Annotated in this window: 11 protein-coding genes and 2 pseudogenes; 7 read left to right on the forward strand and 6 right to left on the reverse strand. The window is 58.5% G+C overall.

The window, feature by feature from the left end; translation table 11 throughout:
- The first annotated feature begins 336 nt into the window (after positions 1-336).
- Complete coding sequence (locus RBR25_RS16140; protein WP_432820582.1) at positions 337-684, forward strand: hypothetical protein; 348 nt, start codon at positions 337-339, stop codon at positions 682-684.
- Positions 685-866: 182 nt separating this feature from the next.
- Here the strand turns inward: RBR25_RS16140 and RBR25_RS16145 are convergent, their stop codons facing one another.
- From RBR25_RS16145 to RBR25_RS16155, 3 genes are all read right to left on the reverse strand, one after another.
- Positions 867-1529, reverse strand: a complete 663-nt coding sequence (locus tag RBR25_RS16145; RefSeq protein WP_432820583.1) for a DUF2959 domain-containing protein — start codon at positions 1527-1529, stop codon at positions 867-869.
- Between the two features lie 473 nt (positions 1530-2002).
- Positions 2003-3511: a transposase gene (locus RBR25_RS16150; protein ID WP_432818244.1), complete on the reverse strand. Its 1509-nt coding sequence runs from the start codon at positions 3509-3511 to the stop codon at positions 2003-2005.
- 82 nt (positions 3512-3593) lie between these two features.
- A complete protein-coding gene (locus RBR25_RS16155; protein ID WP_432820584.1) occupies positions 3594-4160 on the reverse strand; it encodes a manganese efflux pump MntP in 567 nt (188 codons plus the stop codon).
- Positions 4161-4354: 194 nt separating this feature from the next.
- Between RBR25_RS16155 and RBR25_RS16160 the strand changes: the two genes are divergently transcribed.
- From RBR25_RS16160 to RBR25_RS16185, 6 genes are all read left to right on the forward strand, one after another.
- The gene (locus RBR25_RS16160) at positions 4355-5122 is read left to right on the forward strand and encodes an enoyl-ACP reductase FabI (RefSeq protein ID WP_432820585.1); all 768 of its coding nucleotides are present in this window, start codon (positions 4355-4357) and stop codon (positions 5120-5122) included.
- Positions 5123-5210: 88 nt separating this feature from the next.
- Positions 5211-6839: a GTPase HflX gene (hflX, locus tag RBR25_RS16165; RefSeq protein ID WP_432820586.1), complete on the forward strand. Its 1629-nt coding sequence runs from the start codon at positions 5211-5213 to the stop codon at positions 6837-6839.
- A 53-nt stretch (positions 6840-6892) separates the two neighbouring features.
- Positions 6893-8566: a LysM peptidoglycan-binding domain-containing protein gene (locus tag RBR25_RS16170; protein ID WP_432820587.1), complete on the forward strand. Its 1674-nt coding sequence runs from the start codon at positions 6893-6895 to the stop codon at positions 8564-8566.
- Positions 8567-8785: 219 nt separating this feature from the next.
- Positions 8786-9511, forward strand: a complete 726-nt coding sequence (locus RBR25_RS16175) for a tetratricopeptide repeat protein (RefSeq protein ID WP_432820588.1) — start codon at positions 8786-8788, stop codon at positions 9509-9511.
- A 2-nt stretch (positions 9512-9513) separates the two neighbouring features.
- A complete protein-coding gene (locus tag RBR25_RS16180; protein WP_432820589.1) occupies positions 9514-10209 on the forward strand; it encodes a Smr/MutS family protein in 696 nt (231 codons plus the stop codon).
- A gap of 47 nt (positions 10210-10256) precedes the next feature.
- Positions 10257-11087: a 4Fe-4S binding protein gene (locus RBR25_RS16185; RefSeq protein ID WP_432820590.1), complete on the forward strand. Its 831-nt coding sequence runs from the start codon at positions 10257-10259 to the stop codon at positions 11085-11087.
- A 117-nt stretch (positions 11088-11204) separates the two neighbouring features.
- Here RBR25_RS16185 and RBR25_RS16190 read toward each other — a convergent pair.
- The 3 genes and pseudogenes from RBR25_RS16190 to RBR25_RS16200 all read right to left on the reverse strand — a co-directional run.
- A pseudogene (locus tag RBR25_RS16190) lies at positions 11205-11846 on the reverse strand (transposase); the annotation flags it as partial.
- Between the two features lie 64 nt (positions 11847-11910).
- The gene (gene ltrA, locus RBR25_RS16195; RefSeq protein ID WP_432820591.1) at positions 11911-13221 is read right to left on the reverse strand and encodes a group II intron reverse transcriptase/maturase; all 1311 of its coding nucleotides are present in this window, start codon (positions 13219-13221) and stop codon (positions 11911-11913) included.
- 493 nt (positions 13222-13714) lie between these two features.
- A pseudogene (locus RBR25_RS16200) lies at positions 13715-14163 on the reverse strand (helix-turn-helix domain-containing protein); the annotation flags it as partial.

The raw sequence follows: 14163 nt of genomic DNA on the forward strand, positions 1-14163 counted from the left end.
TAAAAATGAGTTCCTGGCGAAACTCTGCCGGCAATCTGGCCCATTACGCCATTCCCAACATGTACCTACAGGAATTGGGTCTTTTTGAGATGAGTTCAGTGCAAACCGGGTACCTGCCTCAGATGTATTGAGGGGAAGAATGGACAGGAGCCGTATACGAGGCCCGTACGTACGGTTCTGTGAGAGGGATGAGGCGAGCTTGATCTGCTCGCCTCACCCTACTCGATTACCAGATCAAATAGTTTATAAACAGACTGGCCAGGCCTTGTCGAGGGGGATTATAATTCTTCCATAAATCAGCTGATTGGCTTGTTCGCTCTTTCGAGGGGGGATGCCATGGATTTTCCCACTGCCGAAGTGTTCAATCGATATTTCGCCTTAGGGGCTTTTGCTTTCTATATTGTCGGGGTTTCACTCTGGCGGGTCATGGCTGAAAAGGAATTTTTCCGACTAACCGCGATGAAGAAAATCTGGGGGAGGAGGCAAGGGCTTTTCTCCCATTTTCTTTCCAATGTTGCCCTGCCTCTCGTTGCCGGCATCGTTTTTTTCAGCCGGGGGGTGGTTTCCGATGGCGTCGCTGTCGAACCTCAGCAGGAACGGTTCCATCCCCCCCTGGTCCACATTCCCGGCATTACTGATGTCCAGGGAAGCGGATCTTTCCTTCACTCAATTTGGTGTTTCTGAAGAAGATTGCCGGCGCAAGGAAGAACTGTGTCGGGAGCCTTTGAGCCCCTGATTCCCATTTGGTAGAGAAAAGGAAAAACCGCCATTCGGTGGTTCCCAATAACGGTCAACAAACCCCACTTTACGAAAAAGTGGGGTTTGTTATTTATGCTGCGGTGAAGACTCTTGCCTCAGTCGCGGCGCTATTCGCGGGCCATGGCGGTGAGGAAGCTGTCGGCTTCGCGGATGGAGGATTCCATGTCACGGATCAGGGCACCGATGTCCGTTTCGACGGTGGCCAGTTCGTCGCGCAAGGCGGCGATGGCCTGGGCATTGAGATTGTGCTTAAGGTAGAGGACCTGATCGTTAAAGGCGGTCAGTACCGGCGGGATTTTGCTTTCGGCCTTTTTCATGGCAGCGATCAGGCGGTTGTAATGTTGCCGGGTTTCATCGAGTTTACGTTGACTGGATTGACGCAGACCAGCGTTGCTGTACTGGCCGATTTCCCTTTTCCACTCGGCGAAGAGGGCTTCGGCCACATCTTCGACGGCAGCGATACGGTTGCGTACCGCTTCGGCCCGGGCTTTACTGTTTTCGTATTCGCCGTTGAGCTTGTCGTATTTTTCCTGCAGCGCTCCGCCTTTGAACCCGGTCAGTTCGGTGAATTTTTCCAACGCCGTCTGAAACTGTTCCTTCGCCTCCTGCTGCGCGGTTCGCGCCTCTTCAACCCGGCTGACGAGAATATCCCGTTTGTGATACCCCATTTTTTCCATCGCCGAAAAATAGGCGGTCTGACATCCCGTCAGCACGAGGCACAATCCCATCCCCCAAGCCAACAAGACCCTCTTGGTCATCATTCGTCCCATCGCCACTCTCCTTCATAAAAATTCAAAGCCCAACTTTACTGGATAAACCGGGGGCGATCAAGCAAAGATCGTCTCCGGTTTGGCCAGTGGCCGACTGAAGATGACTCGGGTGTTGTGGCCCTGCGGGTGCGCAATTACGCTAGCCATTGGCTGCGGGAATCCCTTCGAGAATGATCGGGAACTGTTGGGAAAGTTGTCTGGGGACATTCCCGGGATGCCGCAAAAAACTGTCGGAGTGCTGGCAGAGAGTCCCCCCAGGATGGGTGCGGACGAAATTCAAGGCCTCGTTGTCCGATATTATGACCTTGTGCTGCTTCGGGGCCGCCTCCGCCAAGAGGTTTCCGGGGAGCTCGGACAGAAGCAGGGGGAGCACAAGCGCGAAAAGAGGCGTCGGAAGTCACCGATATCGGCACGTCATGCTCTATTGTTGTTATATGCCGGAAATTTATCCTAAAAACGGCGGTTGGTTGATTTTATCCTGGTGCTGGAAGGCACTTTAGCGACGGTAAGATCGGTGCGGACGCGAGTAGCTTTCGGTACGCGTGTTTCGCGATCAGTTTGATCCGCTCCTTCAGACCCAACTGCTCCGCAGTTCGGGCCAGGTCCTTGAAAAAGGCCGTCAGCTCTCGCATTGCGGCCTGTACGAGGTAGGCTTTGGCATGGGTACTGGTAATGGTCACGGTCTTCTGACCGGCATGGCTGGTTTGCTTGGCGACGGCTTGGAGCATTAGTGGGCGGCTGGTGATCGCTTCGTGGTGTTTGTCGGGATGAACCAGGCGCGCGAAGAGCGACCACCAGTTGTAGACCAGGGCGATAAAACGGCTGCTGATGCGGCATCGCTTAATATCCTGGGTGGTGAAACCGCCCCACCCCCAATGATTTTTCAGTTCATCGAAGCAGTTCTCGCAATCGCCACGATCCCGATAAAGCTGGGCGATGGTCAGGATTTCGTCGGTCAAGGAGGTCACCAAGACTTGGTATTCGTACTTGCGAATCCCGTCCTCGGTGTCGATAAACGCCAGATTCAACTGGCCGTCCGTGAGCAGAAGTTCGCCTTGAATCGGGCGTTTTAGCACAATCACCCGGCGAGAGCGGCTCCAGCCGGTGAGTTGAAGGGTGCCCTCGCATCCCTTGAACCCCTGGCCGGCGTCCACCCAGACCCCTCTGGCGATCAGGCGATGGATGAGTTTTTTGACGTTGGCGGTTAGCCGCAGCTTGGTCAGGTAATCGAGCTGACGCGTCTCGGCTTCGAACATAACCGCTTCGTTGCCGAAGGAGACATCCCCACGAATGAAGCGCGGCCACAGTTCGCGGGGAAGCCGGTCGAGCCGCCTCCACAGGCCGACGGCCACATGCTTGCCGGTATGACGGTCGCCGGGCTCGACGTCGACGCCGAAGGCTAGACGGGTGTTGCCCATGAAGTAGCTGTGGTAAGCGTGGGATGGCCGCCCCGGCTTCTTGGGGTTGTAGCTCTTCACGGCCCCTTCCTGCCTGCCGTAAAGGGGTTTGACCGTATTGTCCGTATCCAGAATCCAGGCGCCCAGCGCCAGGATGGGATGAGTGATGTGTCCCAAGTGCCGGTCCAGCCAGTCGAGCGCCTCGGTTTCGTCAAACGCAGCAAGACCACGACGCACGGAATCCTCGGAGGCGACGGCGGTCATGCCGAGTAGCTCCGGGTTGACGCCGTCACTGCGGATATTGGTCATGTGGGCATAGCGTTTGTGCCCGGCCAGACTCGACAGAAGCAGGGTTCCGAGGACATCGCGAACCTTGGGAGCATTGGGTGAGGCGTAGCGAAGCGGACAGTCGGCGAGCAACGCTTCGAACAGGCCACTGACTTTCAGAAACTCGATGAAAAAGGGGAGCTGCCCCATGGGAGTGACCGCCGCGTCGGGATCCCATTCGACATGAATGCGACCGGCAAAAGTCTCGACGGCAACCCGGGACGGCTCGGGAATCACCTGCAAATCGCGTTCACCCATTTGGTGAAACCTCCAATAGGAAATTTCGAATCAAGGTCAGCAGGTTACAACATTTTTCAACGATTAACCGCCGTTTTTAGGTTTATTGACCCAGGGTGTGTTCGAGGAGGATTTTCAGGCCGATGGAACAGAGGACGAGGCCGCCGAAGATCTCTACCCGTTTCCCCCACATGCGGCCGACACGCCCGCCCAAGAGCATGCCGGCAACGGTGAGGATGGCGCAGACCAGACCGATGACAGCCGCCGGCAGCCAGACGCTGACCCCGAGCATGCCCAGGGAGAGCCCGACCGCCAAGGCGTCGATGCTGGTGGCGATAGCGAGCATGACCAGCGTCAGGCCGCGGGTCGGATCGTTCGCCTCGGCGGCCTGGTCCTCTTTTTCGAGGGCTTCGTGGATCATCTTGATGCCCACGAAAGCAAGCAGGCCGAAGGCGATCCAGTGGTCGTAGTCGGCGATCCAGCGATGGACGCTGACCCCCGCCAGCCAGCCGATGACCGGCATCATTCCCTGAAACAGCCCGAAGTGAAAGCCGAAGCGGAAGAGGTGGCGGCCGGTGATGCGCTCTAAGGTCACGCCGGCGGCCAGGGACACGGCAAAGGCATCCATGGCCAGAGCCAGAGCGATGCCGAAAATAGTGGAGAGGGTCATGGGGGATTCCTCCGGACAAAAAACGGTGGAATTGTCCGTTGTTCTTCATGGCTTTGTCAACGGTCAATCGGGGCAATTGGTTAATCCATGCCCGCGCGCAGGGTGGAGAGGTGCGGCAAAGGGCTTGCTTTATCGACCATGATCTGTTAAAGAAATGCCTCTGAACGAGGAAGATCACGAAGGAGATTGCATATATGGGTTTGATGGAAGGCAAACGCGGCATCGTCTTTGGTGTGGCGAACGACATGAGTATCGCCTGGGGAATCGCGCAGCAGCTCAAGGCGCAAGGTGCCACCTTGGCGTTCACCTATCTCAACGAAGCCCTGGAAAAGCGGGTTCGCCCTCTGGCGGAAAGCCTTGGCGCCACGTTGATCCTTCCCTGCGACGTTGGCAGCGACGCCGAGATCGAGGGGGTTTTCGAAACTTTGCGCAAGGAGTGGGGCACCGTCGATTTTGTCGTGCATGCCGTAGCCTTCGCCAATCGCGAGGATCTTAAGCACAGCTTCAGCCAGACCAGCCGCGCCGGCTTCCAGTTGGCCCTCGACATCAGCGCCTATTCCCTGCTGGCGGTCACCCGCTATGCCGTGCCGCTCATGTCCGGGGGGGGGAGCATTCTCACCCTGACCTATCTCGGTGCGGTGCGCACCATCCCCAACTACAATGTTATGGGTGTGGCCAAGGCCGCCCTCGAAGCTTCGGTGCGCTACCTGGCGGTGGAACTGGGTGAGAAGAATATCCGCGTCAACGCCATCTCCGCCGGCCCGATCAAGACCCTGGCCGCCTCCGGCATCGCCAACTTTCGCGAAAAACTCAAGCTCATGGATGACCGCGCTCCCCTCAAACGCTGCGTCACCCAAGAAGAAGTGGGCAAGTCCAGCGTTTATCTTCTCTCGGATCTCTCCAGTGGGGTGACCGGCGAAATTCACTACGTCGACTCCGGATTCAGCGTTACCGGCGCATGACCCCCCCCCTTGACATCCTGCGAGCAAGGGGCCTTCAAGGCCCCTTTTTCGAGGTTGCCTCTCTGCTTTTCCCGTTTCGAGGCGAACGGTGATTCACGGCCATCTCTCCGGCCTCAAGGCGAGCCAGATTCAGGCCCTGGAGCGCATTGAGCGGCGGCGGATTCCCGTCGATCAGGTGATTTCCGTCGAACTCGCCCGTTACCTGACGGAACGTGCCCATGAACTGCGTCGGCAGATCGGGGTGATCGTCGACCGCCAGGGGGAAATCAAATACGTCATTGTCGGCGACGATCGGGAAATTGTCATCCCCGATCTTTCCGGCTACGGCCTCGGTCGCGGCGGTCTGCGCGGATTGCGCTGTATCCACACCCACATCAAGGGGGAACCCCTCTCCCAGGACGACCTCACCGACCTCGCCCTGCTTCGTCTCGATCTCATGGTGGCGCTGGCCGTGGGCGGGGACGGTCTGCCCGGCAGGGTCGACTACGCCCATGTGCTGCCGCCGGTTCCCGGTGGCGAGAGCGTCGAGGTGCTGAGTGTCCCCTCGATTTACGATCTCGATCTGGATTTCGCCGCCTTCACCCGCGCCCTCGAAGCCGAACTCGAACGCAAGGTCGACGATGCCATCGATCTTTCCGACGGCCGAGAACGGGCGATTCTTATCTCCGTCAGCTTGGCTTCCCGTCAGGAGACGGAAGATTCTCTCGACGAGCTGGCCGAACTGGCCCGCACCGCCGACGTGGTGGTCCTCGATCGGGTCATTCAGCGTCCCCGCCAACTCAATCCCAAGTATCTGATGGGGGAGGGTAAGGTCAAGGAGGTCATCATCCGCGCCCTACAGCAGCGGGCGACGGTGCTGATCTTCGACCAGGATCTGTCGCCGGTGCAGGTGCGCTCCATTTCGGCAATCACCGAAATCAAGGTCATCGACCGCAGCCAGCTGATTCTCGACATCTTCGCTCGCCGCGCCCACACCCTGGACGGCAAGGTGCAGGTGGAACTGGCTCAACTGAAGTACATCATGCCCCGGTTGATCGGCCGGGGAACGGCCATGTCCCGGCTGATGGGGGGAATCGGCGGGCGCGGCCCCGGTGAGACTAAGCTGGAGATCGACCGTCGGCGCATCCGCGAGCGCATCGCCCGGTTGGAAAAACAGCTCGCCGACCTTGCCCGGGGGCGCTTGCAGCGCCGCCAGCGGCGCATCCGCGCCGAGGTGCCCATCGTCTCCATCGTCGGCTACACCAACGCCGGTAAATCGACCCTGCTTAACGCCCTCACTCAGAGTCAAGTCTTTACCGAAGATCTGCTCTTCGCCACCCTCGATACCTCCACCCGCCGACTGCGCTTCCCCATGGAACGGGAAGTGATCATCACCGACACGGTCGGTTTCATCCGCAAGCTGCCGAAAAGCCTGCTTGGCGCCTTCAAAGCTACCTTGGAGGAACTGGAGGATGCCGATCTGCTGCTGCATGTGGTCGATCTTTCCAACCCCCGATTCGAGGAGCATATCCAGGCGGTAGAGCGGATTCTCGACAATCTCAAACTGGATCGGATTCCCCGGCTGCTGGTCTTCAACAAGATCGATCTGGTACCGCCGGAGGAAGTCCCTCCCCTGTGTCGGCGTTTCGACGCCGTGCCGGTCAGCGCCCGTGACCGGAGCTCCTTCGCCGGATTGCTCGCCGAATTGCAGCGCCGTTTCTGGCCTGACGCCGATTGAAGCAGCGCGGTTCCGGCTTGAACCGGGATCGTGCTCTTCGAGGAGACCAACCGATGAAATGGATACCGCTACTTTCTTTGCTGATGATCCTGTCTGGCTGTTTGCCCGCCCCCCAAGAACCACAAGCCCTCTTGCCCGCTCCGTCGACCGTAGAATCCGTACCCGGAACGACCGTCCTGGTCCAACCGCCGCGCAAGGTACCCGGGCGCCCCAACTATTCGGTGCTGGTCGAATCCCGGACGACCGCCGCCCAAGAACCTTCTCCAGAGAAGATGGAAGATGTTCTCGAACATCTGCATCTGGCCGACGCGGCTTCCCCCCGGAAGGGATACGAAGGATTGACTCTGCTCAAGGATGAGCTGATTTTCGATTTTCCCATGGTCGATAACGAGCAGGTGCGTTCCTATATCGACTATTACACCGGGGAGGGACGGGAGATTTTCGCCCGCCTGCTGCACCGGGCCGAGCGCTACATCCCCTTCATGCGCCGGATCTTCGCTGAGAGAGGACTGCCGCAGGATCTTTCCTACCTCGCTTTGGTCGAGTCGGGATTCAATCCTCACGCCTACAGCCATGCCCACGCCGCCGGCCCTTGGCAGTTCATTCCAAGTACCGCCGAGATTTACGGTTTGAGCAATGACGAGTGGCGGGATGAGCGCCGCGATTTCGAGAAGTCGACCCGGGCCGCGGCCCGTTTTCTCAGTGAACTTTACGATCGTTTCGACGGCGATTGGCATCTGGCCGTGGCTGCCTATAACGCCGGCGGCGGGCGGATTTCCCGGGCCATGGAAGAGAACGGCGCCGAGGATTTCTGGGAACTCTGCGACAATTCGTCTCTGCGGGACGAAACCCGGAATTATGTCCCCAAGCTGCTGGCGGTGCTGACTATCGTCCGCGATCCCGCTGCTTACGGTTTCACCGATATTCCTCCGGCTGCGCCCTATGTTTTTGATGTGGTGCGTCTCCCCGAAGCTACCGATCTGGAACTCGCGGCCCGGCTCTGCGAGGTTTCCCTTGAGGAACTTCGTGCGCTGAATCCCGAGCTCAAATGCTGGTGTACCCCTCCCTTTGTCCGGGATTACGCCTTGCGCATCCCCGCCGGCCACAAGTCTCGCTTCGAAAAGCTTTACGCGAATATCCCTTCGAAACAGCGTGCCGGCTTTCATCGGCATCGGGTCACCAAGGGAGAAACCCTGGCCAAAATTGCCCGCCGTTATAATCTGCGGCCAAACGATCTGATCGCTCTCAACCGCCTTGAAAATTTCCGCACGCTCCCGATTGGCGAGGAACTGCTGCTGCCCTTGTCCCCCGACATGGCGCGGCTCGCCGAGGCAAAGGCGGCGTCTTCGCGGGCTTCGACGTCGACGGTGAGCAAGACCTACAAGGTGCGCAAGGGCGATACCCTGTGGGCGATCTCCCGGCGCTTCGGCGCCAGCGCAAAGGATTTGCGGGCCTGGAACGGTCTGACCGCCAAGGGTACCTTGCGTCCCGGCCAAACTCTCAAGGTGGCTAAGGTCAAGGCCGTCGCCGGAAAAAAGATGGCCGCTGCCAAGGGTGAGCGCAAGATCGTCTACCGGGTCAAGTCCGGGGATACCCTTTCGGCCATCGGTCGCAAATTCGCGGTGGCGACGGAACAGATCCAGAACTGGAACCGGCTGGCGAAGAATCACATTCTGCGCCCGGGCGACAAGCTGACCCTCTTGGTACGCGATGGCAATCGCAGCTGATCCCGAACTCGCCTTTGTTCTCTTCAATCCGGGGGGAACCCTCTGGTGAAGTCGTCCCGCCTTTCCTTTACTTGAGCGCTGACTTCTGCCCCAAGCTTTCCGCCGGCCTCGCTGAAGTGTGCCGCGCGGGATATCTCTTTGACTTTTGTGGGGCGGATTGCTACACTTCGCAGGCTTTGACAGCGCAAGCCAACGCCTCCCGAAAGGACTCTCCGAAGAATGCTTAATCTCGCCCTTTCCCTGCTCGCTTCCGTCCTGGTGCATGTAGGACTGACCCTGCTCGCCGGCGTCGAACCTTGGATCGCCGGCACCGCCGCGATCGTGATCTTTTTCCTGCTCTATTTCCTGCTCACCCGCTTCGTCATGAAGAAGATTGGCGCCTTGATGGAGACCGCCCAGCGCGATCTTCAGGCCAGACGGGCGGAAAAGGCGGTCAGGGTGCTGCAAGACGGCTTCAAATACGCCAAGTGGCAGTTCTACATCAAGGGTCAGCTCAACGCCCAGATCGGCACCGTCCTCTACCTCAAACGCGATTTCAACGAGGCCTTCGATTATCTGCAAAAGGGCTTCGTCCGGCACTGGGTGGCCATGGGGATGCTCGCCATTTGCTACATGAAGCGCAACAATCTCGAGAAGATGCGGGACACCTTCGATCGGGCGACCGCCGCCAACCGCAAAGAGCCGATGATCTGGAATCTTTACGCCTACTGCCTGGAGAAGATCGGGCAGAAAGACAAGGCCATCGAGGTCATGGAAAAGGGGATCAAAAAGACCGGCGGTAACGATACCCTTCAGGAAAATCTCGAACTGCTCAGGGTCGGCAAGAAAATGAAGATGCAGGAATTCGGCGACCTCTGGTACCAGTTTCATCTGGAAAGCCAAGGTACCCTCATCAAGCAGCAGACCAAGGCCATGCAGGGACGACGCAAGATCCAGAGGCGCTAGACGTGAAAGAAAAAGAGCGCAAGCAGAAGAAATCTTCGCAGATGAGCAATAACCCCTTCAAGGACTTGAAGGGGTTTTGCGTTTCCACGCCCGAACCGTTCCATCCGGCGAAGGGGATCCCCCCGGCGCGCCCGCTCGCGCAGGACGAGCCGGTCGCCTTCGCCGAGGAGATGGCGCGGATCGGGGTGCGCACGTTGAATGCCGGGGGGGAGAGTGCCGTGCCGCGGCCGGTCGCTCCCTCGGTCGAGGAACCGTCCTCGGTGCCGGTCGGCGACGCGGAACTTTTCGTCGCCGCTCTCGGTCGGCTGGATACGGTCTTCAACGATCAATTTCCCGAAGCGGATGAAGAGGTTTCCCCGGCCGCGCCGCGGCGGTTGAAACTCCTCGCCCGGGGCAAACTGCTACCCGAGGCGACCCTTGATCTGCACGGCCTGAGTCGAGAAGAGGCTCTGGAGCGGGTACGCCATTTTCTTGACAACGCCGCTTATCATGGGCGCAAGACGCTGCTCATCGTCACCGGCAAGGGATTGCGGTCCGAGGGAGAGCCGGTGTTGCGCGTTGCCGTCGAACGTTATCTGGACGGCGAGGGGCGTGCCCGGATTGCCGAGTGGGGCAGGGCGCCACGCCGGTTCGGCGGCGACGGTGCTCTCGCGGTTTTTCTCAAGAGCGCCGAGAAACTCCAGCCGCCAAGCGACTAGCGCTAGGCCGGGTAGGGCGTCTTAGCCGGCGAAGAAAAGAAAGGATCATGACTATGGAACATCGTATCGTCTATTTCTCTCCGGCGGGAACGACCCGGAAGGTTGCCGAGGCGATTGGGGATTTCTTGCGGCGGCGCGGTCAGAGCGCACTTCTGCTTGATCTGGCGCGGTTACGGAACGCCGCCGCTTCTTTCGCTGCGCAGACCCAGCCCTATTGTCTGTGGCTCGGCAGTCCCGTCTATTGTGACCATGCCGTGCCGCTGCTGGAAGATTTCGTTGGCTCCTTGCCCCGTCTTGGCGGATTCGCCGTTCCCTTCGTCACCTGGGGGGCGGTGACCAGCGGCCTTGCCCTTCCGGAGATGGCTGGGGGTCTTTCGACGCGGGGATTTACCGTCCTTGGCGCCGCCAAGGTAATGGCCGAGCATTCCTCCCTCTGGCAATCATCAAACCCCCTGGCGGCGGGACGCCCCGACGCCGGGGATCTGGCGCAAATGGAAGAACTGGTGGAGAGGGTGCTCGCCAAGATCGCGGGGGGCGGGGCGGAACCTTTGTCTGCCGAGCGACTCGACTACCTCTCTCCCCAGCTAAGGGCACAATCGGCCGCCAAGAGCCTCGCCGGGATCAAGGCGATGCAGCCGCCGGTTGCGGCCAATGAACAACTCTGCACCCGTTGCGGGCAATGCGCGGAAGTTTGCCCGGTGGCGGCGATTCGTCTCGATCCTTTCCCGGTGATCGACGATTCCTGCATCCTCTGTCGACAATGTACTCGCCACTGTCCGGCTGGCGCCTACCCTTACGACGGCAAGACCGTCGAAACCCGCATTCTGGGCATGGCCGGGCAAAGTGACGAAGTCAAGGAGACACAAATTTTCGTTTAGCGACTAACGCCCCCTGCGGAGGCGATTTAACATAGAGTAACTTGAGCTTGGCCTCGATCTTGGCTACCATGTTGGTGGCAGCCGGGATCGGTCGTTGTCAAGGGAGTTGTCGCATTTTCATGCCACGTTTTCTTTGAGCAGCAGTCGATCCTGGGAGGCCTTATTGAGGTTCAGGATGACCACCGCGGGTCGGCTCCAGTTTCGGCAGTTGCCTGACCAGCGTTCGGAGCGACGGGCTTTAGCCGTTTCATAGAGCGCCGTTCTCTGGCGCAGTATTTCCTGGTCCTCGCCCCGGTGGCGCTGGCCCGGGGTGACGAATTTCAGGGCGCTGTGACGATGCTGCTCGTTGTACCACTGCTCGAATCCAGCCACCCACTGACGCGCTTGTTCCAAGGTGTCGAAGGGCTTTTCCGGAAAGCTGGGATGATATTTCACGGTCTTGAACAGCGCCTCGGAATAGGGGTTGTCGTTGCTGACCGAGGGGCGACTGAAGGACGGGACGACGCCGAGCCGCTGCAGGGTGGCCAGCATGGTCGCCCCCTTCACCGGAGAACCGTTGTCGGAATGCAGCCGCAGCAACTGACCGGCCACCCCTTCGCGCAGATACGCTTTACGGAAAACCGTCTCCGCATGCTCGGCCGATTCCTCGGCGAAGACCTCCCAGCCGACGATCTTGCGGCTGAACAGATCCATGATCAGGTAGAGATAGAAATACCGGCCCTTCACCGTGGTGCCCAAGTAGGTGAGGAGAGTAGACCAAGGGAATCTCACCCTCAGCCTCTCGCAGAACGGTGCGTGAACCTCTCAGTTCACACCGCTCCCATCAAACAAACGCACCCGACATCCCTCTCGACCAGTGCGCAAAAAGTTTTGGTCGCACGCTGGTCAGTTGATTAAATGCCGCAACCGCCTTCATCTTCCTTCCTCGAAGATGTTTGAACTTACGCATAGCCCAGCGAACCAGCCGTTGGTTTACATAGCGTGCTATCCGATACAGGAGTGATCGGTAATATCGCCCATAGTAATTCCACCAGCCTCTCAGGTAGGGGTTTATAAATCCGGCGATTTCTGCCAATGACAGATCTGTCCGCCTTCCTATATTCCATGCCTTTATCCTCTGAACAATTGACTTCAGGGCTGCCTTGCTGATCCCGGGGCAGAAACCCATGAACAAGTCACCGGCTTTACCCTTGATGGTTCTTTTACAGAAAGTGTATCCCAAAAAGTCAAACGAGGTGTTCGCATGTCCCCCTTTTCTACGGTGATCCTGACAGTAAACAATCTTTGCTTTCTCCGGATGCAGCTCAAGCCCACATGCGGCAAACCGTTCACGCAAGGTCCTTAACAGATGCTGTGCCTGCTTTTCTGTGCTGCAGTGCAGCAGTCCGTCATCCGCGTAACGGCACCATTTAATGGTGGGGAAGTGCTGGCTCATCCAGCGATCGAAAGCGTAGTGAAGAAACAGGTTAGCCAGTACAGGACTGACTACCCCACCTTGCGGGGTGCCCTTGCTTCTCTCCCTCAGCCGTCCATCTTCCATCACCATGGGTGCAATCAACCATCGACGAATATACAGCCGAACCCATGTGTGCTTGTCAACGGCACGCAGCAACAGGTCATGCGGAATGTTGTCAAATAGCCCACGGATGTCAAACTCCAACACCCAGGCATAACGCCAGCACCTCTCTCTCGTAACACCGATAGCATCAAGGGCCGATTTTCCCGGCCGATAGCCGTAAGAGTCCGTGAGAAAGTGAGGTTCTATGTTGGGTTCAAACTCGAGTTTGACCACCATCTGAGCGATTCGATCTGCTACCGTTGGTATGCCTAATGTCCGTGTTCCACCCGCTTTCTTCGGAATAGAAACCGCACGAACCGGCGGCGGCATGTAGCTGCCCGATGCCATTCGGTTCCAGAGTTTATACAGATTGTTCTTTAGATCTCGGTCAAAATCTTCCAGAGACTGCTGATCTATACCTGCAGCCCCCGCGTTCGCTTTAACACGGTTGTATGCTTCGACAATTAACCCCTTTTCGATCTCGAATGATTTTGCCTGATGCCGACCTTCCTCCTGCGGGTGCAGTTGAGACTGGCATCTCGGCTGTTTGACGCTGCCCCTTCGCTCCACGCCCATTACAGGCGCTTCATCACTACTACGAGCAGCTCCGCCCCAGTATCGTGCATCGGTACTCTCAGCCTTGTGGTAGTCGCCACTTGTGCTTTCTCCCTTGAACATCACGATGACTGGTTCCCGTAGTTCCCGGTAAGAGCCTGATATGGAGTCGCGCCCACTTTATGCCGGACACCGCCTGCGCAGCATTCGGAATACGCCCGCAGACTTATCTCGAAGGTGGGACACGCCCTCGATTTTGATGTCATGTATGGATCTCGACACGTCAACATGGGTTCGGTTTTACTCGCCTCTCAATATCTCACCTGACCGCATTTATGCGGCCTTTTTCACCCAACGCTCACTACACGCACTCTTAATACATGCAGCTTGGGCCGGTTTGGAGCCCGCTTCCGACAGCCGACACCGGTGGGCCTACCACCATCTCTTACTGAGCTTATGGCTCAGTGAATGCCTGCATCCATGCAGACTTTTACTGGTGCCTCTACGGCACACTATCCCAGCTCCAGAGCTGATTGGACCCCGTGGCCACCAATTCCGGGGGGCGAGAGTGGGTCGGCGCCTTGGCTTTACCACGACGGGCCAGTTGCTTCTCTTCGCGCAAGATCCTGTAAAAGCTCGATTCCGAAGCCAGATAGCGGCCTTGGTCGGCGAGTTTCGGGACGATCTGGTTGGGGGGCAAATGGGCGAACTGTGGGGCATGGGCGGTCGTCAGAATCTCGGCCCGCTCCGCCTCTGCGAGTTTGTTCGCCGGCACTCGACCCTGCGCCGCCGCCTTGCGGCCATCGGTCTTCACCGTGCCTCCCTGTCGCCAGCGCTGCACGGTTCGGGGCGATAATTCAAGGACCTTGCAGGCTTGGGCCAGGCGTGCGCCAGCGGTGCAGCTCTCGTCGATCAGGGCGATCACTTCTTGGCGCTCTTGGAGGTCGATTTTTCGTCCTCGGT

Source organism: Trichloromonas sp., from assembly GCF_034006665.1.
GTDB lineage: Bacteria > Desulfobacterota > Desulfuromonadia > Desulfuromonadales > Trichloromonadaceae > Trichloromonas.

Coding starts and splice junctions, on each gene's coding strand:
- RBR25_RS16170 (WP_432820587.1), top strand. CDS start 6,893: ATGAAATGGATACCGCTACTTTCTTTGCTGATGATCCTGTCTGGCTGT.
- RBR25_RS16140 (WP_432820582.1), top strand. CDS start 337: ATGGATTTTCCCACTGCCGAAGTGTTCAATCGATATTTCGCCTTAGGG.
- RBR25_RS16145 (WP_432820583.1), bottom strand. CDS start 1,529: ATGGGACGAATGATGACCAAGAGGGTCTTGTTGGCTTGGGGGATGGGA.
- RBR25_RS16175 (WP_432820588.1), top strand. CDS start 8,786: ATGCTTAATCTCGCCCTTTCCCTGCTCGCTTCCGTCCTGGTGCATGTA.
- RBR25_RS16160 (WP_432820585.1), top strand. CDS start 4,355: ATGGGTTTGATGGAAGGCAAACGCGGCATCGTCTTTGGTGTGGCGAAC.
- RBR25_RS16150 (WP_432818244.1), bottom strand. CDS start 3,511: ATGGGTGAACGCGATTTGCAGGTGATTCCCGAGCCGTCCCGGGTTGCC.
- RBR25_RS16185 (WP_432820590.1), top strand. CDS start 10,257: ATGACTATGGAACATCGTATCGTCTATTTCTCTCCGGCGGGAACGACC.
- RBR25_RS16155 (WP_432820584.1), bottom strand. CDS start 4,160: ATGACCCTCTCCACTATTTTCGGCATCGCTCTGGCTCTGGCCATGGAT.
- ltrA (WP_432820591.1), bottom strand. CDS start 13,221: ATGGGCGTGGAGCGAAGGGGCAGCGTCAAACAGCCGAGATGCCAGTCT.